This window comes from Streptococcus sp. 27098_8_75 (assembly GCF_041432475.1).
Taxonomy (GTDB): domain Bacteria; phylum Bacillota; class Bacilli; order Lactobacillales; family Streptococcaceae; genus Streptococcus; species Streptococcus gordonii.
In genome coordinates, this window is sequence record NZ_JAPVZR010000004.1 from 21,139 (window position 1) to 47,410 (window position 26,272).

Below are 26,272 nucleotides of genomic sequence, written 5' to 3' on the forward strand. Positions count from 1 at the left end.
CATTTTCAGGCAGAATAAGGTACAATATTATTAATAATTTGTCGTCTGCTTTTTTGAAATATTGTCCAAAAGAGCTTACAGCAGTTAAATCAAACTTTCATAAGTCAGATTTAGCTGCTCTTTTTGTGCCTATTTTTAGGAAAAACGAGTTATGTAACCATAATTTAATTTTTCTGAAAATTAAACAAGAGGGACTGATTGTAGCTGTTTTGCAGTTTGACAAAACAGAATAGGGGAATTGCCTCTGAAAAGATTTAATTGAACTCGCCCTAAAAGAGCCGGTAAGAAGTTCCTGGTTAGAACAAAATCATTTTCTTCTGAATCTAAAATCTGGAATTTCTTTAAGCTTTGTTGATGGGCTGCGTATCTTACTATAAAGGAGTAAAAACTTGGCAGGACATGACGTTCAATACGGGAAACATCGTACCCGTCGTAGTTTTTCAAGAATTAAGGAAGTTCTTGATTTACCTAACTTAATTGAGATTCAAACAGATTCTTTTAAAGACTTCTTGGATCATGGTTTGAAGGAAGTTTTTGAAGATGTGCTTCCAATTTCAAACTTTACCGACACTATGGAGCTGGAGTTTGTCGGTTATGAAATTAGGGAACCAAAATATACGCTGGAAGAAGCACGGATTCATGATGCCAGCTACTCAGCGCCAATTTTTGTGACTTTCCGTCTGATTAACAAGGAAACTGGTGAAATCAAGACTCAGGAAGTCTTCTTTGGTGATTTCCCTATTATGACTGAAATGGGAACCTTCATCATCAATGGTGGTGAACGGATTATCGTATCCCAGTTGGTACGTTCTCCAGGGGTTTACTTCAACGATAAAGTCGATAAAAACGGTAAAATCGGCTATGGATCAACTGTTATTCCTAACCGTGGAGCATGGTTGGAACTGGAAACAGATTCAAAAGACATTGCCTATACTCGTATTGACCGGACGCGTAAGATTCCATTTACAACTTTGGTTCGTGCGCTTGGTTTCTCAGGTGATGATGAAATCTTTGACATTTTTGGTGATAGCGACTTAGTGCGCAATACTATCGAAAAAGATATTCACAAAAACCCTATGGATTCCCGTACAGATGAAGCTCTGAAAGAAATCTATGAGCGTCTCCGTCCAGGTGAACCTAAGACAGCTGAAAGTTCTCGTTCACTTCTTGTCGCTCGCTTCTTTGATCCACATCGCTATGATTTGGCAGCTGTTGGACGCTACAAGATCAATAAGAAGCTTAACATCAAGACTCGTTTGCTGAACCAAACAATTGCTGAGCCTCTTGTGGATGCTGAAACAGGTGAAATCCTTGTTGAAGCGGGAACTCTTATGACTCGCAGTGTGATTGACAGTATTGCAGAGCAGTTGGACAATGGTTTGAACAAAATCACATATATTCCAAATGATTCAGCTGTTTTGACAGAGCCTGTAGAGCTTCAAAAGTTCAAAGTTGTGGCACCAAATGACCCAGACCGTGTTGTGACCATTATTGGGAACGCGAATCCATCTGATAAGGTTCGGACTGTAACCCCTGCTGACATTTTGGCTGAGATGAGCTACTTCCTCAACTTGGCAGAAGGTATCGGTCGTGTGGACGATATTGACCATTTGGGGAACCGTCGTATTCGTGCGGTTGGTGAGCTTTTGGCTAACCAAGTTCGTCTGGGACTTTCTCGAATGGAGCGTAACGTTCGTGAACGGATGTCTGTTCAGGATAATGAAGTTCTCACACCGCAACAAATCATTAATATTCGTCCAGTAACTGCGGCAATTAAAGAATTCTTTGGTTCTTCACAGTTGTCACAGTTCATGGACCAACACAATCCGCTGTCTGAGCTTTCTCACAAACGTCGTCTATCTGCCTTAGGACCTGGTGGTTTGACACGTGACCGCGCTGGTTATGAAGTGCGGGACGTGCACTATACTCACTATGGTCGTATGTGTCCGATTGAAACACCTGAAGGACCAAACATTGGTTTGATCAATAACCTGTCTTCTTATGGACACCTTAATAAATACGGATTTATCCAAACGCCTTACCGCAAGGTAGATCGTGAAGCTGGTGTGGTAACTAACGAAATCGTTTGGTTGACAGCTGATGAAGAAGATGAGTTTATCGTAGCGCAGGCCAACTCTAAGCTTAATGAAGAAGGTGGTTTTGCAGAGCCTATCGTTATGGGACGCCACCAAGGTAACAACCAAGAATTCCCATCAGATCAAGTAGATTACATGGATGTATCGCCTAAGCAGGTAGTTGCCGTAGCGACAGCATGTATTCCATTCTTGGAAAATGACGACTCCAACCGTGCCCTCATGGGTGCCAACATGCAACGTCAGGCCGTGCCTTTGATTGATCCAAAAGCGCCTTATGTTGGTACTGGTATGGAATACCAAGCGGCTCACGATTCTGGTGCTGCAGTCATTGCCCAGCATGATGGTAAGGTCACTTATGCAGATGCAGATAAGGTTGAAGTTCGTCGTGAAGATGGATCACTTGATGTTTATCATATTCAAAAATTCCGTCGTTCTAACTCAGGAACTGCATATAACCAACGTACCCTTGTTAAAGTTGGCGATGTCGTAGAAAAAGGTGACTTTATCGCCGACGGACCTTCTATGGAAAATGGAGAAATGGCCTTGGGACAAAACCCAATCGTTGCCTACATGACATGGGAAGGTTACAACTTCGAGGATGCGGTTATCATGAGCGAGCGTCTGGTGAAAGACGATGTCTACACCTCTGTTCACTTGGAAGAATACGAATCAGAAACACGTGATACAAAGCTTGGGCCTGAAGAAATTACCCGTGAAATTCCAAACGTAGGGGAAGATGCCCTACGCAATTTGGACGAAATGGGTATTATCCGTATCGGAGCGGAAGTTAAAGAAGGCGACATCCTAGTCGGAAAAGTAACTCCGAAGGGTGAAAAAGATCTTTCTGCTGAAGAGCGCCTCTTGCACGCTATCTTCGGAGACAAGTCTCGCGAAGTTCGTGATACGTCTCTCCGTGTACCTCACGGGGCTGATGGTGTCGTTCGTGATGTGAAAATCTTTACCCGTGCAAATGGTGATGAGCTACAATCTGGTGTTAATATGCTGGTTCGTGTCTACATCGCTCAAAAACGTAAGATCAAGGTCGGAGATAAGATGGCCGGTCGTCACGGAAACAAAGGGGTTGTATCCCGTATCGTTCCTGTGGAAGACATGCCATACTTGCCAGATGGAACACCAGTAGATATCATGTTGAACCCACTCGGGGTACCATCTCGTATGAACATTGGTCAGGTTATGGAGCTCCACCTTGGTATGGCGGCACGTAATTTGGGTATTCACATTGCAACTCCAGTCTTTGACGGAGCTAGCTCAGATGATCTTTGGGATACTGTTCGTGAAGCTGGTATGGATAGTGATGCTAAGACCGTTCTTTATGATGGTCGTACAGGTGAGCCATTTGACAACCGTGTCTCTGTTGGTGTTATGTACATGATCAAGCTCCACCACATGGTAGATGACAAACTCCACGCCCGCTCAGTAGGACCTTACTCAATGGTTACCCAACAACCACTCGGAGGTAAAGCTCAGTTTGGTGGACAACGTTTTGGTGAGATGGAAGTTTGGGCCTTGGAAGCTTATGGTGCTTCTAACGTTCTGCAAGAAATCTTGACTTACAAGTCAGATGATGTCAACGGACGTTTGAAGGCTTATGAAGCTATTACTAAAGGGAAACCAATTCCAAAACCAGGTGTGCCAGAATCCTTCCGCGTTCTTGTCAAAGAATTGCAATCTCTTGGTCTGGACATGCGCGTCCTCGACGAAGATGACAATGAAGTAGAATTGCGTGACCTAGATGAAGGAGAAGACGATGACGTGATTCACGTTGACGATCTTGAAAAAGCGCGTGAAAAAGCAGCTCAAGAAGCAAAAGCAGCTTTTGAGGCTGAAGGAAAAGAATAAGAATTCACACTGACTAGAAAATGAAGAAAGGTAAGAAATAGTGGTTGATGTAAATCGTTTTAAAAGTATGCAAATCACCCTAGCTTCTCCCAATAAGGTCCGTTCATGGTCTTATGGGGAAGTGAAGAAACCTGAAACAATCAATTACCGCACACTTAAACCAGAACGCGAAGGCCTCTTTGACGAAGTTATTTTTGGCCCAACCAAGGATTGGGAATGTGCTTGTGGTAAGTACAAACGGATTCGTTACAAGGGAATTATTTGTGACCGCTGTGGTGTTGAAGTAACCCGCGCTAAAGTTCGTCGTGAACGTATGGGGCACATCGAATTGAAGGCACCTGTTTCACATATTTGGTACTTTAAAGGAATTCCAAGCCGCATGGGACTCACTTTGGATATGAGTCCTCGTGCTTTGGAAGAAGTCATTTATTTTGCGGCTTATGTGGTCATTGATCCTAAGGATACACCGCTAGAGCACAAGTCAATTATGACTGAACGTGAGTATCGTGAACGTTTGCGTGAGTACGGTGCAGGCTCATTTGTAGCGAAAATGGGAGCGGAGGCTATTCAAGATCTCTTGAAACAAGTAGATTTGGAAGCTGAAATTGCTGTTCTCAAAGAAGAATTAAAAACTGCGACTGGACAAAAACGTGTGAAGGCAGTTCGTCGCTTGGACGTTTTGGACGCCTTCTACAAGTCTGGTAATAAACCAGAATGGATGGTTCTCAATATCCTGCCAGTTATTCCGCCAGATTTGCGTCCGATGGTTCAGCTGGATGGTGGTCGTTTTGCGGCTTCTGACCTTAATGACCTTTATCGCCGTGTTATAAACCGGAACAATCGTTTGGCGCGCTTGCTTGAGTTGAATGCACCTGGTATCATCGTGCAAAATGAGAAGCGGATGCTTCAAGAAGCAGTTGACGCTCTGATTGACAATGGTCGTCGTGGTCGTCCGATCACAGGACCAGGTAGCCGTCCACTTAAATCATTGAGCCACATGCTTAAAGGGAAACAAGGACGCTTCCGTCAAAACTTGCTCGGTAAACGGGTTGACTTCTCAGGACGTTCTGTTATCGCCGTTGGACCAACTCTAAAGATGTACCAATGTGGTGTGCCACGTGAAATGGCGATCGAGCTCTTTAAACCATTTGTGATGCGTGAAATCGTTGCGCGTGATATCGTTCAAAACGTAAAAGCTGCTAAACGCTTGGTAGAACGTGGAGATGAGCGTATCTGGGATATCCTGGAAGAAGTAATCAAGGAACACCCAGTGCTTCTTAACCGCGCACCGACCCTTCACCGTTTGGGAATTCAGGCTTTTGAGCCGGTTCTGATTGACGGTAAGGCTTTGCGTCTGCATCCATTGGTCTGTGAAGCCTACAATGCCGACTTTGACGGTGACCAAATGGCTATCCACGTACCGCTTTCAGAAGAAGCGCAAGCAGAAGCTCGTATCCTCATGCTAGCTGCTGAACATATCTTGAACCCTAAAGATGGTAAACCAGTTGTAACGCCATCTCAGGATATGGTTTTGGGGAACTACTACTTGACCATGGAAGAAGCTGGCCGCGAAGGCGAAGGTATGGTCTTCAAAGATATGGATGAGGCCGTTATGGCACTCCGCAACGGTTATGTTCACTTGCATACTCGTGTAGGTATTACAACCGATAGCCTGGCGAAACCGTGGACCGAGTCACAAAGACATAAAATTTTGATGACGACAGTTGGTAAAATTCTCTTTAACGCGATTATGCCGGAAGAATTGCCATATCTGCAAGAGCCAACCAATGCTAACTTGACTGAAGGTGTTCCAGATAAGTATTTCTTAGAATCAGGAAAAGATATCAAAGAAGCCATCCAAGCTCTTGAATTGAATGTACCATTTAAGAAGAAAAATCTTGGGAATATTATCGCTGAAATCTTCAAACGCTTCCGTACAACAGAAACATCTGCCCTGCTTGACCGCTTGAAGAACTTGGGTTACCACCATTCTACTCTGGCTGGTTTGACAGTGGGTATTGCTGATATTCCAGTTGTTGAAGACAAGGCTGAGATTATTGAAGAATCACACAAACGTGTAGAACAAATCACTAAACAATTCCGTCGTGGTATGATCACAGACGACGAGCGCTACAATGCTGTCACTGCTGAATGGCGTGCAGCCCGTGAAAAACTTGAAAAATGTTTGGTTGCCAACCAAGATCCGAAGAACCCTATCGTTATGATGATGGACTCTGGAGCGCGTGGTAACATCTCAAACTTCTCACAGCTTGCCGGTATGCGTGGTTTGATGGCTGCACCAAACGGACGTATCATGGAATTGCCAATCTTGTCTAACTTCCGTGAAGGTTTGTCAGTACTCGAAATGTTCTTCTCAACTCACGGAGCTCGTAAAGGTATGACGGATACGGCCCTTAAGACTGCCGACTCAGGTTACCTGACTCGTCGTTTGGTTGACGTTGCTCAAGACGTTATCATCCGTGAAGACGACTGTGGAACAGATCGTGGACTCCTGATCACTTCTATCACAGATGGTAAGGAAATGATCGAACCTCTTGAAGAACGTTTGGTTGGTCGTTATACTAAGAAATCTATTAAACATCCTGAGACAGGAGAAGTCCTAGTTCCTGCTGATGTTCTTGTAACTGAGGATATGGCACGTCAAGTTGTTAATGCTGGTGTGACGGAAGTCACAATCCGTAGCGTTCTAACATGTAACACTCGTCACGGTGTCTGCCGTCACTGTTATGGTATTAACTTGGCAACAGGTGATGCTGTAGAAGTGGGTGAAGCAGTCGGAACCATCGCTGCTCAATCTATCGGGGAACCTGGTACACAGTTGACCATGCGTACCTTCCACACGGGTGGTGTTGCTTCAAGCTCAGATATCACGCAAGGTCTTCCTCGTGTCCAAGAAATCTTTGAAGCCCGCAATCCAAAAGGGGAAGCGGTCATCACTGAAGTTAAAGGTGAAGTCACAGCTATCGAAGAAGATGCATCTACTCGTACCAAGAAGGTCTTTGTTAAGGGTCAAACTGGTGAAGGTGAGTATGTGGTGCCATTTACAGCTCGTATGAAAGTTGAAGTAGGCGACCAAGTGTCTCGCGGTGCTGCTTTGACAGAAGGTTCTATCCAACCTAAGCACTTGCTAGCTGTTCGTGATGTCTTGTCCGTTGAAACTTACCTGCTTGCTGAAGTACAAAAAGTTTACCGTAGCCAAGGGGTAGAAATCGGTGACAAGCACATCGAAGTAATGGTTCGTCAAATGATCCGTAAAGTACGTGTCATGGATCCAGGTGATACAGATCTCCTTATGGGAACTCTTATGGATATTACAGACTTTACAGATGCTAACCGTGATGTAGTTATCTCAGGTGGTGTACCTGCGACAGCTCGTCCAGTCCTCATGGGGATCACCAAAGCTTCCCTTGAGACAAACAGCTTCCTGTCTGCAGCTTCCTTCCAGGAAACAACTCGTGTCTTGACTGATGCGGCTATCCGTGGTAAGAAAGACCATCTGCTTGGACTTAAGGAAAATGTTATCATCGGTAAGATTATTCCAGCTGGTACAGGTATGGCTCGCTACCGTAACTTGGAACCACAAGCTATCAATGAAGTTGAAATCATTGATGAAGTTGTGGTGACTCCAGAAGATGTAGAGTCTACTGAAACACTAGTAACAGAGTAAGATGAAAGAAACTCGTTTTAAAAACGGGTTTCTTTTTTATCGGAGATAAGCTTGGTTGAGCCCTAAAAATATCAGGCTTTGGTATTTGCAAGGATGAGAGAAAATTCTCCATTTTAGCTGAATTGCTTGATTATAGAGTATAAAATAAAGCATCTCCATTGATTTTGTCTAAAATATAGAACTAACCATGAGCAAATTAGTTTCATTATCAAAGGATTTTGTATATAATATACGGTACAAAGGAAGAAAATATGTACCGAGTAGTAGAAATGTATGGGGACTTTGAACCCTGGTGGTTTTTAGACGGTTGGGAAAATGATATTATTCAAGAACAACGGTTTGAAAAGTACTATGATGCTTTGAAATTCTATAAAATTCAATGGCTAAAATTAGAAACAGAATTTAAAGAATATAAGAGTCGCAGTGATTTGATGACTGTCTTTTGGAATGAAAAAGATCAGAGATGGTGTGAAGAATGTGACGACTACATTCAGCAATATAGGTCAATTATATTGTTGGAAGATGAAAAGGTTATTCCAAAAAGCAAATACCGTCCGGGTTATGCTAAACAAAATGGGCTTGAGAAGCATCGATCATGCCGAATCAAATAAAATAAAGAAGAAAACCGATAAATTTAATCGGTTTTTTTGTTGTGTTTACGAATAAATAGTTGAAGAAAGGCTTGAAAAAACTTTTCAACAAAATTTATTTGAGGGAGGTCTTATGGTTCAAAAAATTGCCCAGGCGATTGTCCGGCAGGCTAAGGAAGAGTGTGCTCAGGATATTTATTTTGTACCCAAGGATGATTGCTATGAACTTTATATGCGGATTGGTGATGAACGGCGCTTTATACAAACTTATGATTTTGACCAATTAGCTGCTGTAATTAGTCATTTTAAATTTTTAGCTGGGATGAATGTAGGAGAAAAACGTCGCAGTCAGCTGGGGTCCTGTGATTATCGTTATGATGATAAGGAAACGTCGATTCGTCTGTCGACAGTAGGCGATTATCGTGGTTATGAAAGTTTGGTCATTCGACTTTTGCACGATGAAGAGACAGAATTGAAGTTTTGGTTTACTCATTTTCCTGAATTGAGAGAGAAGTTTAAGGACCGAGGGCTGTATCTTTTTTCGGGACCAGTAGGGAGTGGCAAGACCGCTCTCATGCATCAATTAGCTCAACTAAAATTTAAGGGTCAGCAGGTTATGTCCATTGAAGATCCTGTTGAAATCAAGCAAGAGGATATGCTTCAGCTTCAGCTGAATGAAACGATTGGTCTGACTTACGAAAGTCTGATTAAGCTTTCCCTGCGTCACCGTCCGGACTTGCTGATTATTGGAGAAATTCGAGATAGTGAAACTGCTAGAGCGGTGGTTCGAGCTAGCTTGACGGGAGCTACAGTTTTTTCAACGATTCACGCTAAGAGCATTCCTGGTGTTTACGAGCGTTTGTTGGAGCTGGGAGTCAGTGAAGAGGAGCTAAAAATTGTTTTACAGGGTATATGCTATCAGCGCTTGATTGGGGGAGGAGGTGTGATAGACTTTGCCAGCGACGACTACCAAGAACACGAGCCGACCATCTGGAATCAGCAGATTGATCACCTTCTTGCAGCAGGACATATCCATCCTGAGCAAGCAGAATCAGAAAAAATTAGGAACTAGCAAGCAAAAGCAGGTCATTGAACTGTTTAATAATTTATTCTCTAGCGGTTTTCATTTGGCTGAGACTGTAGATTTTTTAGGACGAAGCGCTCTTTTGGAGCAAAACTATGTTCAGCAAATGCGTCATGGCCTAGCTAATGGACAAGCATTTTCAGAGATTATGACTAGTCTAGGTTTTTCTGATGCGGTAGTAACCCAGCTGTCATTGGCTGAGCTACATGGGAATTTATCGCTTGCCTTGCTAAAAATAGAGGAGTATCTGGATAATCTTGCGAAGGTAAAAAAGAAGTTAATTGAAGTAGCAACCTATCCCATGATGCTTCTTGGCTTTTTGGTATTGATTATGATGGGCTTGAGAAATTACCTATTACCCCAACTCAGCAGTCAAAATTTTGCAACTCAACTCATTGGTCATTTGCCTACTATTTTTCTACTAACCGTCTTAATGTTACTTGGATTAACAGGAACGATTTATCTGATCTTCAAAGGTCAGAAACGGATCCCTGTATACTCTTTCTTAGCTCGCCTGCCTTTTGTTGGATCCTTTGTAAAGATTTACCTAACCGCCTATTATGCGCGTGAATGGGGCAATATGATTGGGCAAGGCTTGGAGCTCAGTCAGATTTTTCAGATTATGCAAGAGCAGCGCTCGGTTTTATTTCAGGAAATTGGTCAAGATTTAGGTCAAGCTTTACAAAACGGTCAAGAATTTTCAGATAAAATTGCTTCTTATTCTTTTTTCAAAAAGGAATTGTCTCTAATCATCGAATACGGGGAAGTCAAATCTAAGCTGGGAAGCGAACTAGAAATCTATGCTCTTAAGACTTGGGAAGAATTTTTTGGTAGGGTCAATCGGACCATGAATCTGATTCAGCCCCTAGTCTTTGTCTTTGTAGCCTTGATGATTGTCTTATTGTATGCGGCAATGCTATTGCCCCTTTATCAAAATATGGAGGTTCATCTATGAACAAATTAAAAAAATTACGTGTGAAAGCTTTTACTTTGGTGGAAATGTTAGTCGTTCTTCTGATCATCAGTGTCCTTATGCTCTTATTTGTTCCTAATTTAACCAAGCAAAAAGAGGCTGTTTCGGATACTGGAAATGCTGCGGTGGTTAAGGTAGTTGAGAGCCAGGCTGAGCTCTATGAACTCAAAAATACAGGAGATCAAGCAACCCTTAGCAAACTAGTCGCAGCTGGGAACATTAGTCAAAAGCAAGCAGACTCTTACAAGGCTTATTATGGTAAGAACAATAGTGAGACTCAGGCAGTTGCCAATTAAGGCCTTTACAGTTTTGGAAAGCCTCTTGGTCCTGATGATTAGCAGTTTTATCTTGCTGGCTTTATCAAGCTCTGTTCAAGCTACTTTTGAGCAGATTCAGGCAAAGATCTTCTTTTTAGAATTTGAGCATTTTTATCAGGAAAGTCAGAAGCTTAGCGTATCTTCTCAGAGAAAGCTGGTGCTAGAAATCTCAAACCAAGAGATTTCAAACGGCTATGCTCGTCTTCCAATTCCTAAAGGAATCCAAGCACCTGAATCTACACAGATCTATTTTGATAAGGCTGGAGGTAATTCTTCACTCAGTAAAGTTCAGTTTCAAACCAAGGAAGGACTGGTGACCTATCAACTCTATATTGGAAATGGCAAATTTAAGAAAACGACAAATTAAAGGGACCATCTTACTGGAAGCCTTACTAGCTTTGGGAGTTTTTGCTGTAATTGCAAGTTTGCTACTAGGTCAAATCACGCAATCACGCAAAGAAGCAGCTGTCATTTTACAAAAAGAAGAGGTCCTGCGGGTGGCCCAAATGGCCCTCCAAACAGGGCAGGACCATCTTTCCTTAAATGGCATTGAAATTCGGATTCAGAGAACAAAGGATCAGATTCGAGTGTTCCATCAGGGGGAGGAATTGATTGATGTTGAAAAAAGGTAAACTAGCAGCCTTTACCCTGCTGGAAGCCTTAGTGGCCCTCTTGGTCATCAGTGGAGGTCTCTTGGTTTTTCAAGCTATGACCAAGCTTCTAGCCAGCGAAATTCAGTATCAAGAGCAGACTAAGGCTAAGGAATGGCTCTTGTTTGCGGACCAGCTAGATGTAGAACTATCTCGTAGCCATTTTGAAAAGGTTGAGCAAAACAAGCTTTATGTTAAACAAGATGGTAAGTCGATTGCCTTTGGTAAGTCTAAAAGCGATGATTTTCGAAAGACGGATGCGAATGGCCGTGGTTATCAACCCATGATTTATGGCTTAGAAGCTGCTCAAATACATAAAGAAGGTCAGATAGTTCATTTGCTTTTGCAGTTTAAGGATGGCCTAGAAAGAGAGTACATCTATCGTGTTGAAGAAGAACATTAGGGCTGGGGTCATGCTTTATGCCCTGCTTATGGCTGCCGTTTTTAGTCTGCTGTTGCAGTTTTATCTCAATCGTCAGACGGCCCATCAGCGTAATCTTTTAGCCCAGCAAGAAAGACAGGAAGCTTACGCTATAGCCTTGCTGACAAAAGACCAGAAGCTAGCTGATAGTGGACAATTTTCTTTTAATAAAGGCCAAAGTCAATACCAGAAAGAAAAGGACCAGTTGGTTGTCAATGTAGTGATCTCTGACCGGACTTACGATTTTACCTTTGCTATCAAGGAGCCATCAGTCAGGTTGGATAAGGATCAGGATAAAGATAAAAAGTCTAAACTGGAAAAAGAAGAAAAGAAAGAAGCAGAGCCTGCCCGTGAAAAAGAGGAAGCCAAAGACGATAATGGCAAAAAAGATTAAATTTTGATAAGATAAGGAGCGGAGGAAACTATGAATTTTGAAAAAATCGAAGAAGCCTATACGCTCCTTTTAGAAAATGTCCAAGTCATTCAAAACAAGCTTTCAACTAATTTTTATGATGCCTTAATCGAGCAAAACGGTATCTATTTGGATGGGCAAACGGACTTAGAAATTGTCAAAAAAAATCATCAGACCTTGAAGAGCTTAAAGCTAAGCAGAGAAGAATGGCGGAGAGTCTATCAGTTCATTCTGATGAAGGCTTCTCAGACAGAACCTTTGCAAGCCAATCATCAGTTTACACCAGATGCCATTGGTTTTCTGCTGATTTTCATCATTGACCAGCTGATGGTAGCATCAGATATTACTCTTCTTGAGATGGGGAGCGGAACCGGAAATCTTGCAGAGACAATCTTGAACAATAGTCGGAAAGAGATTGATTATCTAGGATTAGAGATTGATGATTTACTGATTGACCTATCTGCCAGTATTGCAGAAGTGATGGGATCAAAAGCCCATTTTGCCCAGGGAGATGCTGTGCGCCCTCAAGTTCTAAAAGAGAGCGACTTGATTATTAGTGATCTGCCTGTCGGTTACTATCCGGATGATCAGATTGCCAGTCGCTACCAGGTAGCCAGTCAGATGGAGCACACCTATGCTCATCATCTATTGATGGAGCAGGCTTTAAAGTATTTGAAGGCCGATGGCTATGCTATCTTCTTAGCTCCTAATCACCTCTTAACCAGCCCGCAGAGCGACTTACTTAAATCCTGGCTCAAAGACAATGCCAGCTTGGTTGCGATGATTGCTTTGCCAGAAAAACTCTTTGCATCAGCCTCTCAGGCTAAGACGGTTTTTGTTTTGCAAAAACAAAAAAATATAAAAGCAGAACCTTTTGCCTATGCATTGACAGATCTACAAAATCATGATGAAATTACTCGCTTTCGCGAAAGTTTTCAAAAATGGCGCAAAGTTAGTGAAAACTGATCAAAATTCTGGTATAATGAGAACTGAAAACGCTTAAAAGAGGTAAATTATGTCTAAAACAATCGCAATAAATGCAGGAAGTTCTAGTTTAAAATGGCAGCTCTACTTGATGCCAGAAGAAAAAGTATTAGCTAAAGGTTTGATTGAGCGGATTGGACTCAAAGATTCTATTTCAACGGTGAAATTTGATGGTCGTACTGAAAAACAGGTGCTTGATATTACTGACCACACTCAAGCTGTAAAGATTTTGTTAGACGATTTGATGCGTTTTAATATCATAGCGTCTTTCGATGAGATTACAGGAGTAGGTCACCGTGTTGTTGCGGGCGGTGAGTATTTCAAAGATTCTGCTCTAGTTGATGAAGAGGTTATTCAAAAAGTTGAAGAACTTTCTCTCTTGGCACCTCTTCACAATCCAGCAAATGCTGCAGGGATTCGTGCTTTTAAGGAACTTTTGCCTGACATTACAAGTGTGGTAGTGTTTGATACTTCTTTCCATACGACTATGCCAGAAAAAGCTTATCGTTATCCATTGCCGACGAAATATTATACGGAAAACAAGGTACGTAAATATGGAGCACATGGTACTAGCCATGAGTATGTAGCGCATGAAGCAGCTAAACTTTTGGGCAAACCGATTGAGGAGTTGAAACTTATCACCTGTCATATTGGTAATGGTGCTTCTATTACGGCTGTTGATAAAGGTTTGTCTGTTGATACTTCTATGGGCTTCACACCTCTGGGTGGTGTCATGATGGGAACGCGGACTGGTGACATTGATCCTGCAATAATTCCTTATCTGATGCAACATACAGATGATTTTAAAACTCCCGAAGATATCAGCCGAATTTTGAATCGTGAATCTGGTTTACTTGGGGTTTCCGAGAAATCAAGCGATATGCGTGATATTCATGAAGCGATGCGGGCAGGTGATGCCAAGGCTCAATTAGCTAACGACATTTTTGTAGACCGGATTCAAAAATACATTGGTCAGTATCTTGCCGTTTTGAATGGAGCGGATGCCATTATCTTTACTGCAGGAATTGGCGAAAATTCTGTGACTATTCGTAGACTGGTCATTGAAGGAATTTCTTGGTTTGGTTGTGATATTGATCCAGAAAAGAATGTCTTTGGGCAATATGGGGATATCTCGACACCAGAAGCAAAGGTCAGAGTGTTAGTTATTCCAACAGACGAAGAGTTAGTCATTGCGCGTGATGTAGAACGTTTTAAAAAATAATAGGGGGCAAGGCGTTAGCCCCCCTTTTTTATAGATTGGGGAAGAAATGGAATTTGATTATTTTTTATGATATTTAGTAAATAATCAAGCTTAACGAGAAATTTTCTCGTCTTTTTTTCTGAGGAAAATATGATAAAATGTTAGTAATTAAGAATTAGTGAGAGAAATAAAATGGCTCAAAAAAAGATTGATGTTCGAAGACTCGTCCCAGACGGTAAGACAGGCTTGTGCGGGATTCTTAATGTAACCCCAGATTCTTTTTCGGATGGTGGCAAATATAACACTGTAGAATTTGCTTTAGAGCAAGCGCAGTATCTGATTCAAGAAGGTGCCCAGATGTTGGACATTGGTGGGGAGTCTACGAGACCCGGTAGCCATTATATTGAGGTTGAAGAAGAAATCGAGCGAGTGGTTCCAGTGATTGAGGCTATTCGCAAGCAAAGTGATGTCTTGATTTCAGTCGATACTTGGAAAGCGTCCGTAGCAAAAGCAGCCCTAGCAGCCGGTGCAGATATTGTTAATGATATCACTGGATTTTTAGGAGATGAAGGAATGGCGCAAGTGGTGGCTGAGTCTTCTGCTGGAGCTATTCTGATGTTCAATCCAGTTATGGCTCGACCTCACCATGCTAGCTCATTGATCTTTCCCAAGTTTGGCTTTCAAGATGTTTTTACAGACCAGGAATTATCAAGATTTGCTCATTCAGATATTGTAGATTTAATGTGGGCCTTTTTTGATAAGTCCTTGGCTAGAGCAAAAGCGGCAGGAATAGAGAAGAACAGTCTTATGTTGGATCCAGGTATCGGTTTTGGTCTTACCAAGCGGGAAAACCTAATTCTATTACAGCATCTGGAAGATATTCATCGGGCTGGTTTTCCAATCTTTCTTGGCGTTTCTCGCAAGCGCTTTGTTGTGAATATACTGGAAGATGCAGGCATTGAGGTTGATCCAAAGACAGATTTGGGTTACCAAAATCGTGATATAGCTTCCAGTCATTTGACCAGTATTGCGGCCAGTCAAGGGGTAGAAATGCTACGTGTTCACGATATTCCTTATCATAAAATGGCGGTGGAGATTGGTGATGCAATTCGTTTAGCCAATCGCGCTGAAGATTTAACCTTGGGGCAATACAAATAAGATGATAGATAGAAACGAAAAACCAGATTTGAGTTGGATTGCAAACTATCGGACGGATACTCCGAACTTTGGCTTAGAACGAATGGAAGCCATGCTGGCTCATAGAGGAAATCCTCATAAGCAACTTTCAGTCATTCATATAGCAGGAACCAATGGCAAGGGGTCAACGATTGCGACTCTTCGAGAACTTCTTCAGTTAAGAGGATTACGAGTTGGAACCTTTACCTCTCCGTATATTGTTTCTTATAATGAGCAAATTGCTATAAACGGACAGGCTATTTCCAATCAAAAATTGAACCAGCTCTTGCAGATTTATAAAGATTTATTTGTCCATCAGGGGCATCATTCGACATTCAAGGGAGTGACTGAGTTTGAAATCATCACGGCCCTGGCCTATGATTATTTTGCTCAGGAAGAAGTGGATGTGGCGATCATTGAGGTCGGTATGGGCGGGCTTCTAGACTCGACAAATGTTTGCCAGCCAGACCTTACTGCGATTAGTACGATTGGTTTGGATCATATGGCTCTTTTGGGGTCCACCCTTGGGGAAATAGCAGAGCAGAAAGCTGGAATCATCAAGACTTCAATTCCAATAGTCACTGGTAAGATTGATATAGAAGCCCTGAAAGTTATCCAGCGCGTGGCAACAAGTAAACAGGCTCCAACATATTTGTATGGACAGTCTTATCAGGTTGATTGGCTCAGAAGCGAAGAAGCTGGCGAAGTCTTTTCATTGGAAAATGAATGGCGAGAATCCAGTATTTACCAAACATCACTCCTAGGATCTTATCAAACAGATAATGCGGCCTTGGCTATTGAGATTTGTGATTTGTACTGTCAACAAAAGGGCTTGCCTCTTCTGACAAAAGAAGAAATCGACCGTGGACTTCTAGCAGTTGCTTGGCCAGCTAGGATGGAAAAAATTCTGGAGCAACCTTTGATTTTTTTGGATGGGGCACATAATCCGCATGCTTTAAGTCCTCTACTAGCTTCCTTCCAAGAACGCTTTGCTTCAAAAGATAAGAAGATTTTATTTACCTGTATTCGGACCAAAGCACTAGATGAGATGTTGCAGTTGTTTGCTCAAGCAGATGTATCTGTCACATTGACATCTTTTGCGGATGAGCGAGCAGTTTCTGAAGAGGAAATGAAGAGACAAGCCTTCCAAACGGGGCTAACCTATCAACCTTGGAAGCAGTATGTAGATAGCTATTTACAAGATGCGCATAAGGATCAAGAGGTGCTTCTGATTACTGGCTCCTTGTATTTTTTAGCTCAAGTTAGAGCCTATATATTGACAAAGAAAGAGGAAATAGATGGATCAGTTAAGGATTAAAGATTTGGAAGTCTATGCTTATCATGGGGTTTTTGCGGCTGAAAAAGAATTGGGTCAGCGTTTTGTGCTGGATCTGATTTTGGATTATGATATGACTCGGGCTGCTAAAACTGGTGATCTGACAGCTTCTATCCACTATGGTGAGCTGGCTCAGGAGCTAGTTAAGTGGTGTCAGGAAAGCAAGGAAGATTTGATTGAAACGCTGGCTTATCAGCTGATTGGCAAGATTTTTCAATCCTATGACCTGGTTGAGAAAGTCAGTTTAGAGGTCAAGAAACCTTGGGCTCCTGTTCCTCTACCTTTGGACACATGCTCAGTCAAGCTAGTTCGTCAAAAGCGGAAAGCTTTTATCGCTTTGGGAAGCAACCAGGGCAGTCCATCTGCCAATCTGGATGCTGCTTTAGAAAAAATGGCTGAGCAAAATATAAGGATTTTGCAGGCATCAAGTCGTATTGAGACAGAGCCCTGGGGTGGGGTTGAGCAGGATCCGTTTCTCAATCAAGTTGTTGAAGTTGAAACCTGGCTCAATCCTGAGGAGTTGATGCAGATGCTCTTGGCTATCGAAGCGGATTTAGGGCGCGTGCGAGAGATCAAATGGGGACCGCGCGTGATTGATCTGGATATCCTTTACATAGGGCAGGAGGAGATATACAGTCCAGATTTGATTGTTCCTCATCCTTATGTGGCTGAGCGAGCTTTTGTCTTGCAATCTTTGGTGGAAATCGCTCCACACTTTGTCGATCCGGTGCAGAAAAAAAGCATCTGCCAGCTCTGGGATGCGGTCGAAAAATGAGAAAAGAAACTTGTCGCAAGGCAAGTTTTTTATTGTCTGAACTTTCTCTGAACTTGCCCCTGTATACTAAAGAAAAATCAAAAGGAGTTCAATATGGAACATATGGTGAAAATAGAAGAAGTCTGCAAAAAGCATGGCAGCAAGCAGATTTTAGAAGATATTTCTTTTACAGCTAGAAGCGGTCGGATTACAGCTTTTCTGGGCCCAAATGGTGCTGGTAAAAGTTCGACCTTGAGGATTCTCTTGGGATTAGATCGGGCGACGTCTGGGATTGCGACTTTTGATGGGCAAACCTATCAGTCAATGACCTATCCGCTCAGAACGGTAGGTGCAGCCTTTGACGGCATTGGCGGTCTGCCAAATCGAAAGGTCTATGACCACTTGAGGATTATTGCGGCGAGTAATGCTATTTCCAAGTCTCGAATCGATGAGGTTTTAGAGATGACTGGAATTGCTCATAAGAGGAAGGACCTTTTGTCAAGCCTGTCTCTGGGGGAAGGTCAGCGGCTGGGTTTGGCAGCAGCTTTGCTGGGTGATCCTCAGTTTCTTATATTAGATGAGCCGACCAATGGACTGGATCCAAGCGGGATTAAGTGGTTTAGAAAGTTCATCCGTCAGCAGGCTGATTTAGGGAAAACGGTACTTCTATCCTCTCATATCCTGTCTGAGGTACAAATGGTAACAGATGATGTAGTCTTGATTCATCATGGGCAAATTATCGAACAGGGAACTCTAGAAGATGTATTACAAGGAACAGATAGTTTAGAAGAGCTCTTCTTCGACTTAACAGAGGAGGTTTAAGATGAAAGAGACGATGTCCTTATTGCATTCAGAGTGGTTGAAAATCCAATCAACCAAGGCTTTCAGGGTAAGCATGGTCTTTATGCTGTTATTGGTACCTGCCGTATCTTGGCTAGAGGGACGCCAGTATCTGTCTATCGGTTTAGATGCGGCCCCTGAGACGGTTCCCGGTCTGGCAGAAGCTATTGATCCTCTGGAATATCTAGGTCTTAATGGCGCTTCTATGGGTGGTATGGTTTTAGTCATCTTAGCTGGAATTTTGGGAGCAATGGAATTTCAGTCTCATAGCTTGCGAACCAGTCTATTGGCTTGTAATAACCGCTTGAAGCTACTTATGGGGAAAATATTGACCTTTGGCTTGTTTTCACTCATCATTAGCTTGTTGTCCATTTATTTGAGCTATATTGTCATGCACTTTGCTTTAGGAAAAGAAGGGCTACATCCAATTTTACTTAATCAAGCTGCCTGGAGTCATCTTTTATGGAAGGCACTAGCTACTGCATTGCTAGGTCTCCTGTCATTTTTATTGGGATTGCTTGGGCGGACGATGTTGCTTCCCTTACTCTTTCTTGTTCCCCAGATCTATAATTTGGGAAACTACCTGGCAGCTCACACAAGTTGGGGAGCTTATCTGCCACAGCCTGCTGGAGAGTTGTTTGTTGCAACGCCAACTTCCCAATATGCCAACAATCCCTTGCAAGGGCTGTTGATACTTGGTGCATGGTTGCTAGTCATCGGCGGCATGACCTCTCTGCGCTTTTTGAAGACGGATTTAGGAGGGCGGTACTAATGATAAAAGCTCTGCTTAGAAGTGAATGGATTAAGTTCCGTTCTTACTATCTCGCTCTTGGTGCCGCCTTGGTGGCTCTGGTAGTCGTTCCTTTTTTTCTGATGAATCTTGACTACAGTCAAACAGCAGTTGGCCAGACAAAGGCTCTGAGTGAGGCTTTGCATGCCCTCTATCTGGCACAGCCTGTCATTGTCATCTTTACTTCCCTCTATTTTGCCCAGGAGTTTGTCAAATCAGGGATGCGAACGAATTTTCTAACCGTATCAAATAGAAGGGCTTGGTTGGCTGGGAAATTCCTTTTTCTGGTCCTGCTGCTCTTGGTTCTCTATAGTGTCATTATAAGTAGCTGTTTCCTTGTTATGCTGGCTCGTTTTGACCTAGACTTTAGCTGGTCCTTACTGGGGAAATTCCTTTATTACAGCTCTTTTGGTCTTCTTAGCAATCTTTTTCTGGCTCTTTTAGCTGCCGGCCTCGCTTTGCTATTTCAATCTTGGGTTGTGCCGGTGTCGGTGCTCTTTCCTCTCTTGATTGGTCTTAGCCGTTTGTTGGCAACTTTCATCAAAGAAGCAAAATACTTGCCCGATCTGGCTACGCTCAATCTTTTTGAGTATGAAGGGCTTCAGCATTCAATAGATCTGTCAGGTCTGGGAATACAGCTGTTATGGTTAGCTTTGGTTTGGAGCTCTGCTATATTCTTAACCTTGAAACGAGACGTTCGCTAGAGGTATGCTATAATGGAACTCATGAGACAGTATCGTATTTTGGTGGTTGATGATGACCGGAGCATTTTGAAGCTGGTGAAAAACATCCTAGAGCTTGATGCTTATGATGTGATGACACTTGATCGGATAGAAGAGCTAGAGCTGACGCATTTTGTCGGATATGACTTGATTCTGCTGGATGTGATGATGGAGCCTGTTAATGGTTTTGAGTTGTGCTCCTACATTCGTCCTCATATTTCGTGTCCAATCATCTTTCTGACGGCCAAGGAGTTGGAGGCGGACAAAGTGGAAGGGCTCTTTCGTGGTGCAGATGACTATATTGTCAAACCTTTTGGGACCAAAGAATTGCTGGCGCGTGTCAGAGCTCATCTTCGGCGTGAGGAGAGGCGTGAGGAGCGCTATTCTGAGATTGCTTCTTGTCAATTTTATCCAGAGCGCTATGAAGTTGCCTGTTTTGGTAAAGTCTTGAAATTTTCAGAGCGAGAGTTTAAGTTGCTGCATTTACTAGCTAGTAATCCCAAGCAGACCTTTTCAGCTGAACGCCTGCATACCTTGCTTTACCCAGAAAGCTCAGAAACACAGCTTCGCTCCATCTCAGAATATGTCTATCAGATTCGTCAAAAATCTAAACAAGAAGGGCTGCAAGCAATCGCAACAGTGAGAGGAGTAGGCTATAGATGGCAATTAGAACCCGAAATTTCAAAAGTCTAGTCTGGACAACCAGTTTAAAAATCGTCTTTTTTCATGTTTTGATTTTTGTGCTTATAGGTTATGAATTTACGCAAGGAAGTGATCACGTTCTTTTCACCTTGTTCTTTTGGGCGGGGAGCTTGCTGCTGATTACTTTTTATCATATTTTGAAATTGCTCCGAAAAATCGACAGGGAAATAAAAATGCTAAAGAGCAAGAAGCTTTTAGAAGAAAATAAAAGTCGTCTTTTTCGGATTGAGGAAATGCTAGAAGTCTATAGCGATTTACGGAGCAGCCACCAAGAAAATGCTCGTCTTCTAGAAAGAGAGCAGCAGCATAATCAGGAGTTGATTTTACAGCTATCAGCGACATCGCACGATTTGAAGACGCCCCTAACTGTGATTAAAGGGAATGCTGAGCTCTTGGAGTTGGCGCAGTTAGACCAGCCACAGGCAGACTATGCTGCTGAGATTTTGCAGGCCAGTCACAAGATGGAAGAGTATTGCGGCTCTTTGATTGATTACGCTAAGACTTTTCAGATTGATTCTAATCAGTTCAGTCTGCTTTCCTTGGAGGATTTTTTGGCTGATCTCCAGGACGATTGGGCACTGTTCAGCAAACAAGAAAGCCATCGTTTTTCTCTCCAAGAAGATTGTGATCCTAGCTTAAGCTTGTCTATTCATTTGGACTATCTCAAGCGGGCCCTGCTGAATATCTTACTAAATGAGCTTGAACATGCTGACCAGGATCAAAAGGAAGTCAAGCTAACGGTATCAGTGCAGCAGGACCAGTTGGTTTTTTCTATCTGGAACAACGGCCCTGCATTTTCAGAGGAGATGCTGCTGGGAGCGGAACAGCTCTTTTATCAGAGTGACCAAAGCCGCAATTCAGCTAATCCCCATCATGGTATCGGCTTAGCCTTTTCTAAGCAGGTAGCTCTCTTGCATGGTGGCCGTCTGACCCTGCTCAATCCAGACCAAGGAGGAGCCTGTGTCGAGTTGACTGTTGCTTTAAAAGGCAAATAACAAAGGAAATCAATCAAGATGATAAAAGAGAGTGGGACAGAAATCGGTAATTCGTTAGAATTCGATTTCGTCGTCCCACCTCCGCACAGTTGAGTAGGGCTGTAAAAGCTGATGGAATCAGCGTAGTAGAGCCCACTCAACCACTGCGTCTTGCTCGACGATCCAAAGACAATTGAGAGGCTAGGACTTTTGTCCCAGCCTCTTTTTTTACCGCATTCTTCTTGACAAAAGATGTAAAGGAGACTATACTATACTTAAAAAAGTAAAGTTTGTTTTACATTATGTAAAGGAGGCAGCCTTGGAAAATCGAATTCAAGAATTACGAAAAAGAAAAAATATCAGCCAGGAGGAGCTGGCTGAGAAGCTAGAAGTTACGAGACAAACGATTATTTCTTTGGAAAAGGGCCGCTACAATGCTTCGCTCCTTTTGGCTCATAAAATTGCATCCTTTTTCAATTTAAGGATTGAAGAAGTGTTTCTCTTTGAGGAGGATGAATCATGAAATGGACTTATATGCTCAAATGGGGACTAGGTTTCTTAGTAGTCCTTGTCTTGATCTTTCTTCATTTACAGTTCGATTTTATCCCTAAGGAAATCCTGCCTATTGTGGGAATGATCTTGATTGTGCTGATCTTGAAAATTTTTCAAGCGTATGAAAAATAGGAGGCCGACATGGAAACATTAACTAAACAAGAATTTCGGAAAAAACTTCAAAGGAAAGTTATCGTGGGACGTATCTTAACCCTTATCATCTTGGTAGGATTGGCCTGGAGCCACTTTCATTCTCTGGATGATCTGCAGGAAGGAGTCATGGTCGGCATACTGCTGGGGCTTTCTTTGATGACTATTCGGTATAATCTTGCCCTAAGACGGGAGGAAAATTTTGAACGGCTCTACATTCTGGTGACTGATGAGCGCAATCGCATGATTGACGAAAAGACTCGCACTCTACTTTTTAATATTCTTTTGCTACTGGTAGCATGCTTGAGTGTCCTGTCCATGATTTTCCCAATCATCTTAAGTCTCAATCAGTTTCTGACCGTGACCATTATTCTGGTTTTGGGACTTTACTATCTCTTGCGTTTTATCCTGTCCAAGCGTTATTAAGAAAAAAGCTGGCGACGCCAGCTTTCTAAACAAGCTTTTAACAGAGCTTGTTTTTATTTTCTATAAAGTCGATCATACTGGTAAACGGGGTCCATGGTCACATGGATGCCTAGTTTGCGCAGGACGTTTTTGTCTTCATCAGTCAGAGTGACAGTGGAGTGGGCCTCGCTACCTTTGAGATTACCGAGTTGCTGCATAGCATTTGCTGCATCTTGATTTTCCATGGCTGTGATTGCTAGAGCCATCAAGATTTCGTTGGAGTGGAGGCGCGGATTGCGGCTGCCCAGATGGTTGATTTTTAAGCCTTGGATTGGCTTGACATACTCAGGCTCGATCAGCTTAGTCTCTTTGGCAATATTGGCTAATTTCTTAATGGCATTAATCAATACAGCAGCCGTAGGGCCAAAGAGTTCAGAGGTTTTACCAGTTACGATTTCACCGTTTGGCAATTCCAAGGCCAGAGCTGGTTCGCCAGTGCTTTCAGCCTTATCGCGTGCTACAACTGTTACCTTACGGTCCAGCGGTGTGATGACCAGATCGTTCATCAAAAGCTCGATTTTCTTGATAGCAGATTCAGAAACGCGCTCCGCCTTGAAGTCCAGAATAGTCTGGTAGTAGCGACGGATGATTTCCTGCTGAGATGCCTCGATAGCTGCATCATTATCTACAATAGCAAAGCCGACCATGTTGACGCCCATGTCCGTTGGAGAAGCATAAGGTGATTTGCCTAGGATGCGCTCCAGCATACGCTTGAGGACTGGGAAAATTTCGATATCACGGTTGTAGTTGACAGTGGTTTCGCCGTAGGTTTGCAAGTGGAAAGGATCGATCATGTTGACATCGTCCAAGTCTGCTGTCGCTGCCTCATAAGCTAAATTGACTGGATGGTGCAGGGGCAGATTCCAAACTGGGAAGGTTTCAAACTTGGCGTAGCCTGACTTGATGCCATTGATTTGGTCATGATACATATTGGATAGGCAAGTAGCTAATTTACCAGAACCAGGACCGGGTGCGGTCACTACGACTAGATTACGGCTGGTTTTGATGTAATCGTTTTTCCCCATACCTTCAGGTGAGATGATATGGTCCATGTCGGTCGGGTAGCCCTTGATTGGGTAGTGGATGTAGGATGCGATGCCATTCTTTTCCAGCTGGCTACGGAAGAGGTCAGCTGCTGGCTGGCCAGAATACTGGGTGATGACCACGGAGCCTACATAAATATCTAGCTCGTTAAAGGTATCGATTAGTCGTAGCACTTCCTGGTCATAGGAAATGCCCAAATCACCACGTGCCTTAGAGTGCTCAATGTTGTTGGCGTTGATAGCAATGACAATCTCCACTTGGTCCTTGAGCTCTTTGAGCAGTCTGATTTTATTGTCCGGCTCATAGCCTGGCAGGACACGGGCAGCATGGAAGTCTTCCAGCATTTTACCACCGAATTCCATGTAAAGTTTGCCCTCAAATTGATTAATGCGCTCCAAGATATGGTCGCGCTGCAGGTTTAAGTATTGTTCAGAATCAAAAGCAATTTTTTTCATTTTCATTTTTACCTCTGCTAAGCATTATAACAAAAAAGAGACATTTTTGGGAGCAAAAGTAGTATTTGAATATAAATAAAAACAAGCAATCAGAAGAAAAATTTTAAAATAGAACAATAAAAAAACCAAGGCTTTTCAGCCAAGGTTCTTAGTAGAAAAGAAAGGAAAAGTGGGAGTTTTAGAAAGGAAGTTCCTCTTCTTCCAAGACTAGGTCAGCCAAATCGGCTCCAGAATTATTTTCACGAATAGCACGCTGGGCACGACTTTCAAGAAGTTGGAAACCATGACCAAGCACTTCTGTGACATAGTGGGTTACGCCATCTTTCTCATAACGACGGGTCCGTAATTCGCCGTCCAGAGAAATTAAGCTTCCTTTGCTGGCATAACTAGCTAGAGTCTCAGCTGATTTGCCCCAAAGGACGATATTAATGAAGTCTGCCTCGCGCTCACCATTTTGATCCTTGTAACGGCGATTGACAGCAATCGTTGCGCGTGTGACAGATTTTTCATTGCTTGTTTTGTGCAATTCTGGTGTGGCCGTCAAGCGACCGATAATAATGACTTTATTGTACATGTAATTTCCTCCTACTTATTTATTCGTAAGAGAAAGAAAAAAATCGTGAAAATCACGATTTTTTATCCCTGCCAATGTTTTGCTGGATCAAACGCAGTTCCGACAACTTCAGAGTCGGCTAATTCGATAATACCCCGTTTTTGAGGAGCGTTTGGTAATTGCAATTCACGTGGACTGCACATCATGCCAAAACTTTTCTCACCCCGTAGTTCACCAGGGAAGATAAGGTTCCCCTTAGGCATCATAGCGCCAGGAAGGGCAACGATAGTTTTGAGACCTACTCGAGCATTGGGGGCGCCGGCTACGATTTGAAGAGTCTCATCTTCTGCGACCTGTACTTGACAGATGTTGAGGTGGTCGCTATCTGGATGAGCAATCATTTCGACGATTTCGCCGACGACAAATTTCGGTTGGAGATCATTGATCAGAGTTTCAGAGAAGCCTTCTTTAGCCAACTCTTGGTTGAGCAGGGCAACCTCTTCGTCAGTAAGAAAGATTTGGCCACTTTGTTGGATGTCTACAATATCTGATACTTGGAAAATGTTCCAAGCTACGGTTTCGGCTGTATCTTGTCGGAAAATACGAGCAACATTTCCTTTACGTTCAACAGAAAGTTTTGCATCTTCGTTGTTGGCAACAATCACCATCAAAACATCGCCAACAAATTCTTTGTTATAAGTAAAAATCATTCTTTTCTCCATTTGATTAGTTTAATGACGCTAAAAAATCATTGATTTCAGACTTGGTTTTTCGATTGCGATTGACCAACCGACCTATTTCGTGTCCTTTTTCCAGTACAACCAAACTAGGAATCCCATAGACATTCCAGCGTTTAGCAAGATCGAGATAGGCATCGCGGTCTACTTGGATGAAGGTGAAATTTGGATTCCTTGCCTCAATCTCTGGTAGGGAGGGCTGGATGAAACGACAGTCTCCACACCAGTCTGCTGTGAAAAAGAAGACAGTCCTCCCCTCTGACTGAACGTAAGTTGCCAATTCTTCTATATTTTCAGGAATAATCATCATTCTTCCTCATAAGTTAGCTGGCCGTTTTCGTAGACAAAGGTAAAGTGGCGGTCATCTTCAAGGACTACTCCACCAACCAGTGTATCTTCGCTGGACTCATAGAGTTGCACATAGACCGTGGCAATCTGTCCTTGACTAGCAAAGAAGCTACGGACCAGTTGAATAATCTCTTCTCTCTTTTTGGCTAGCTGTTGTTCTTTGACGACTTTTCGCGCGCCCAAGGCAAGACTTCCTGCTCCAAGAAGAGCAGCTGTTGTTAAAATGATTTTTTTAGCTTTCATGACAATATTTTAACACAAAAAAGAAGGGGGAACAATGGCCAAGATAGAAAAGAAAAAATTGACAAGCGAGAGGACTTAACTGAAATTTTTTTACTTGGATATTTCTCCTGTAGAGAGTTAGGCTTTTGCTACCTATCTTTCCCAAAAAGTGATAA

General features: G+C 42.8%; 28 protein-coding genes. 23 read left to right on the forward strand and 5 right to left on the reverse strand.

Features of this window, described 5'->3' with window-relative positions; translation table 11 throughout:
* Positions 1-389 precede the first annotated feature (389 nt).
* From rpoB to O3640_RS07250, 23 genes are all read left to right on the forward strand, one after another.
* Positions 390-3,956 carry a DNA-directed RNA polymerase subunit beta gene (gene rpoB / locus O3640_RS07140; protein ID WP_045634166.1) on the forward strand — a complete coding sequence of 1,189 codons (3,567 nt, stop codon included), beginning with the start codon at positions 390-392 and terminating at the stop codon, positions 3,954-3,956.
* A gap of 40 nt (positions 3,957-3,996) precedes the next feature.
* Positions 3,997-7,644: a DNA-directed RNA polymerase subunit beta' gene (gene rpoC, locus O3640_RS07145; RefSeq protein ID WP_227221512.1), complete on the forward strand. Its 3,648-nt coding sequence runs from the start codon at positions 3,997-3,999 to the stop codon at positions 7,642-7,644.
* 251 nt (positions 7,645-7,895) lie between these two features.
* Entirely contained in the window at positions 7,896-8,255 is a 360-nt protein-coding gene (locus O3640_RS07150) for a DUF1033 family protein (RefSeq protein ID WP_223344597.1), read from the forward strand.
* Between the two features lie 112 nt (positions 8,256-8,367).
* Positions 8,368-9,306: a competence type IV pilus ATPase ComGA gene (comGA, locus tag O3640_RS07155; protein WP_223344595.1), complete on the forward strand. Its 939-nt coding sequence runs from the start codon at positions 8,368-8,370 to the stop codon at positions 9,304-9,306.
* Positions 9,239-10,273 (forward strand): competence type IV pilus assembly protein ComGB, encoded by a 1,035-nt coding sequence (gene comGB / locus O3640_RS07160; RefSeq protein WP_223344610.1) that lies wholly within the window; start codon positions 9,239-9,241, stop codon positions 10,271-10,273. Before comGA ends, comGB begins: the two co-directional genes overlap by 68 nt.
* The gene (gene comGC, locus O3640_RS07165) at positions 10,270-10,587 is read left to right on the forward strand and encodes a competence type IV pilus major pilin ComGC (protein WP_012130940.1); all 318 of its coding nucleotides are present in this window, start codon (positions 10,270-10,272) and stop codon (positions 10,585-10,587) included. Before comGB ends, comGC begins: the two co-directional genes overlap by 4 nt.
* On the forward strand, positions 10,547-10,975 hold the full coding sequence (gene comGD, locus O3640_RS07170; protein WP_045634161.1) for a competence type IV pilus minor pilin ComGD: 429 nt from the start codon (positions 10,547-10,549) through the stop codon (positions 10,973-10,975). The genes comGC and comGD overlap by 41 nt, the downstream gene beginning before the upstream one ends.
* Positions 10,947-11,240 carry a competence type IV pilus minor pilin ComGE gene (gene comGE / locus O3640_RS07175; protein WP_045504498.1) on the forward strand — a complete coding sequence of 98 codons (294 nt, stop codon included), beginning with the start codon at positions 10,947-10,949 and terminating at the stop codon, positions 11,238-11,240. Before comGD ends, comGE begins: the two co-directional genes overlap by 29 nt.
* On the forward strand, positions 11,224-11,661 hold the full coding sequence (gene comGF / locus O3640_RS07180) for a competence type IV pilus minor pilin ComGF (RefSeq protein WP_125365539.1): 438 nt from the start codon (positions 11,224-11,226) through the stop codon (positions 11,659-11,661). The genes comGE and comGF overlap by 17 nt, the downstream gene beginning before the upstream one ends.
* Positions 11,642-12,073, forward strand: a complete 432-nt coding sequence (gene comGG / locus O3640_RS07185; RefSeq protein ID WP_037622427.1) for a competence type IV pilus minor pilin ComGG — start codon at positions 11,642-11,644, stop codon at positions 12,071-12,073. Before comGF ends, comGG begins: the two co-directional genes overlap by 20 nt.
* Before the next feature lie 30 nt (positions 12,074-12,103).
* Positions 12,104-13,057 (forward strand): class I SAM-dependent methyltransferase, encoded by a 954-nt coding sequence (locus tag O3640_RS07190; protein ID WP_125365541.1) that lies wholly within the window; start codon positions 12,104-12,106, stop codon positions 13,055-13,057.
* 49 nt (positions 13,058-13,106) lie between these two features.
* Positions 13,107-14,297, forward strand: a complete 1,191-nt coding sequence (locus tag O3640_RS07195; protein WP_045634156.1) for an acetate kinase — start codon at positions 13,107-13,109, stop codon at positions 14,295-14,297.
* A gap of 171 nt (positions 14,298-14,468) precedes the next feature.
* Positions 14,469-15,434 (forward strand): dihydropteroate synthase, encoded by a 966-nt coding sequence (folP, locus tag O3640_RS07200; RefSeq protein ID WP_371586811.1) that lies wholly within the window; start codon positions 14,469-14,471, stop codon positions 15,432-15,434.
* A 4-nt stretch (positions 15,435-15,438) separates the two neighbouring features.
* Positions 15,439-16,770, forward strand: coding sequence for a folylpolyglutamate synthase/dihydrofolate synthase family protein (locus O3640_RS07205; RefSeq protein ID WP_371586839.1), 1,332 nt, complete (start codon positions 15,439-15,441; stop codon positions 16,768-16,770).
* On the forward strand, positions 16,751-17,563 hold the full coding sequence (gene folK, locus O3640_RS07210; protein ID WP_223344592.1) for a 2-amino-4-hydroxy-6-hydroxymethyldihydropteridine diphosphokinase: 813 nt from the start codon (positions 16,751-16,753) through the stop codon (positions 17,561-17,563). The genes O3640_RS07205 and folK overlap by 20 nt, the downstream gene beginning before the upstream one ends.
* A gap of 93 nt (positions 17,564-17,656) precedes the next feature.
* The gene (locus O3640_RS07215; RefSeq protein WP_223344591.1) at positions 17,657-18,364 is read left to right on the forward strand and encodes an ABC transporter ATP-binding protein; all 708 of its coding nucleotides are present in this window, start codon (positions 17,657-17,659) and stop codon (positions 18,362-18,364) included.
* A gap of 1 nt (position 18,365) precedes the next feature.
* Positions 18,366-19,154, forward strand: a complete 789-nt coding sequence (locus O3640_RS07220; protein WP_227955554.1) for a lantibiotic ABC transporter permease — start codon at positions 18,366-18,368, stop codon at positions 19,152-19,154.
* Positions 19,154-19,876 carry an ABC transporter permease gene (locus O3640_RS07225; protein ID WP_125365552.1) on the forward strand — a complete coding sequence of 241 codons (723 nt, stop codon included), beginning with the start codon at positions 19,154-19,156 and terminating at the stop codon, positions 19,874-19,876. The genes O3640_RS07220 and O3640_RS07225 overlap by 1 nt, the downstream gene beginning before the upstream one ends.
* Positions 19,877-19,888: 12 nt before the next feature.
* Positions 19,889-20,587, forward strand: coding sequence for a response regulator transcription factor (locus O3640_RS07230; protein WP_125365554.1), 699 nt, complete (start codon positions 19,889-19,891; stop codon positions 20,585-20,587).
* A complete protein-coding gene (locus tag O3640_RS07235) occupies positions 20,554-21,591 on the forward strand; it encodes a sensor histidine kinase KdpD (RefSeq protein ID WP_125365556.1) in 1,038 nt (345 codons plus the stop codon). Before O3640_RS07230 ends, O3640_RS07235 begins: the two co-directional genes overlap by 34 nt.
* Positions 21,592-21,889: 298 nt before the next feature.
* The gene (locus tag O3640_RS07240; protein ID WP_125365558.1) at positions 21,890-22,093 is read left to right on the forward strand and encodes a helix-turn-helix transcriptional regulator; all 204 of its coding nucleotides are present in this window, start codon (positions 21,890-21,892) and stop codon (positions 22,091-22,093) included.
* Complete coding sequence (locus O3640_RS07245) at positions 22,090-22,254, forward strand: hypothetical protein (RefSeq protein ID WP_169791776.1); 165 nt, start codon at positions 22,090-22,092, stop codon at positions 22,252-22,254. Before O3640_RS07240 ends, O3640_RS07245 begins: the two co-directional genes overlap by 4 nt.
* Positions 22,255-22,263: 9 nt before the next feature.
* Complete coding sequence (locus O3640_RS07250; RefSeq protein ID WP_223344587.1) at positions 22,264-22,698, forward strand: hypothetical protein; 435 nt, start codon at positions 22,264-22,266, stop codon at positions 22,696-22,698.
* A gap of 53 nt (positions 22,699-22,751) precedes the next feature.
* Here O3640_RS07250 and O3640_RS07255 read toward each other — a convergent pair whose 3' ends face one another.
* The 5 genes from O3640_RS07255 to O3640_RS07275 form a co-directional block, all read right to left on the reverse strand.
* Positions 22,752-24,236, reverse strand: coding sequence for a DUF1846 domain-containing protein (locus O3640_RS07255; RefSeq protein ID WP_223344608.1), 1,485 nt, complete (start codon positions 24,234-24,236; stop codon positions 22,752-22,754).
* 178 nt (positions 24,237-24,414) lie between these two features.
* Positions 24,415-24,810, reverse strand: coding sequence for a single-stranded DNA-binding protein (locus tag O3640_RS07260; protein ID WP_012130920.1), 396 nt, complete (start codon positions 24,808-24,810; stop codon positions 24,415-24,417).
* Between the two features lie 62 nt (positions 24,811-24,872).
* Positions 24,873-25,499, reverse strand: coding sequence for a YtpR family tRNA-binding protein (gene ytpR / locus O3640_RS07265; protein WP_125365562.1), 627 nt, complete (start codon positions 25,497-25,499; stop codon positions 24,873-24,875).
* Positions 25,500-25,515: 16 nt separating this feature from the next.
* Complete coding sequence (locus tag O3640_RS07270) at positions 25,516-25,833, reverse strand: thioredoxin family protein (protein WP_061597042.1); 318 nt, start codon at positions 25,831-25,833, stop codon at positions 25,516-25,518.
* Positions 25,833-26,117 (reverse strand): DUF4651 domain-containing protein, encoded by a 285-nt coding sequence (locus tag O3640_RS07275; RefSeq protein WP_111724166.1) that lies wholly within the window; start codon positions 26,115-26,117, stop codon positions 25,833-25,835. The genes O3640_RS07270 and O3640_RS07275 overlap by 1 nt, the downstream gene beginning before the upstream one ends.
* Positions 26,118-26,272 lie beyond the last annotated feature (155 nt).

Coding starts and splice junctions, on each gene's coding strand:
- O3640_RS07150 (WP_223344597.1), top strand. CDS start 7,896: ATGTACCGAGTAGTAGAAATGTATGGGGACTTTGAACCCTGGTGGTTT.
- folK (WP_223344592.1), top strand. CDS start 16,751: ATGGATCAGTTAAGGATTAAAGATTTGGAAGTCTATGCTTATCATGGG.
- O3640_RS07245 (WP_169791776.1), top strand. CDS start 22,090: ATGAAATGGACTTATATGCTCAAATGGGGACTAGGTTTCTTAGTAGTC.
- ytpR (WP_125365562.1), bottom strand. CDS start 25,499: ATGATTTTTACTTATAACAAAGAATTTGTTGGCGATGTTTTGATGGTG.
- O3640_RS07270 (WP_061597042.1), bottom strand. CDS start 25,833: ATGATTATTCCTGAAAATATAGAAGAATTGGCAACTTACGTTCAGTCA.
- O3640_RS07260 (WP_012130920.1), bottom strand. CDS start 24,810: ATGTACAATAAAGTCATTATTATCGGTCGCTTGACGGCCACACCAGAA.
- comGA (WP_223344595.1), top strand. CDS start 8,368: ATGGTTCAAAAAATTGCCCAGGCGATTGTCCGGCAGGCTAAGGAAGAG.
- O3640_RS07195 (WP_045634156.1), top strand. CDS start 13,107: ATGTCTAAAACAATCGCAATAAATGCAGGAAGTTCTAGTTTAAAATGG.
- O3640_RS07220 (WP_227955554.1), top strand. CDS start 18,366: ATGAAAGAGACGATGTCCTTATTGCATTCAGAGTGGTTGAAAATCCAA.
- O3640_RS07215 (WP_223344591.1), top strand. CDS start 17,657: ATGGAACATATGGTGAAAATAGAAGAAGTCTGCAAAAAGCATGGCAGC.
- O3640_RS07250 (WP_223344587.1), top strand. CDS start 22,264: ATGGAAACATTAACTAAACAAGAATTTCGGAAAAAACTTCAAAGGAAA.
- O3640_RS07275 (WP_111724166.1), bottom strand. CDS start 26,117: ATGAAAGCTAAAAAAATCATTTTAACAACAGCTGCTCTTCTTGGAGCA.
- comGD (WP_045634161.1), top strand. CDS start 10,547: ATGGTAAGAACAATAGTGAGACTCAGGCAGTTGCCAATTAAGGCCTTT.
- comGC (WP_012130940.1), top strand. CDS start 10,270: ATGAACAAATTAAAAAAATTACGTGTGAAAGCTTTTACTTTGGTGGAA.
- O3640_RS07255 (WP_223344608.1), bottom strand. CDS start 24,236: ATGAAAAAAATTGCTTTTGATTCTGAACAATACTTAAACCTGCAGCGC.
- O3640_RS07225 (WP_125365552.1), top strand. CDS start 19,154: ATGATAAAAGCTCTGCTTAGAAGTGAATGGATTAAGTTCCGTTCTTAC.
- comGF (WP_125365539.1), top strand. CDS start 11,224: ATGTTGAAAAAAGGTAAACTAGCAGCCTTTACCCTGCTGGAAGCCTTA.
- O3640_RS07190 (WP_125365541.1), top strand. CDS start 12,104: ATGAATTTTGAAAAAATCGAAGAAGCCTATACGCTCCTTTTAGAAAAT.
- folP (WP_371586811.1), top strand. CDS start 14,469: ATGGCTCAAAAAAAGATTGATGTTCGAAGACTCGTCCCAGACGGTAAG.
- O3640_RS07235 (WP_125365556.1), top strand. CDS start 20,554: ATGGCAATTAGAACCCGAAATTTCAAAAGTCTAGTCTGGACAACCAGT.
- comGE (WP_045504498.1), top strand. CDS start 10,947: ATGGCAAATTTAAGAAAACGACAAATTAAAGGGACCATCTTACTGGAA.
- O3640_RS07230 (WP_125365554.1), top strand. CDS start 19,889: ATGGAACTCATGAGACAGTATCGTATTTTGGTGGTTGATGATGACCGG.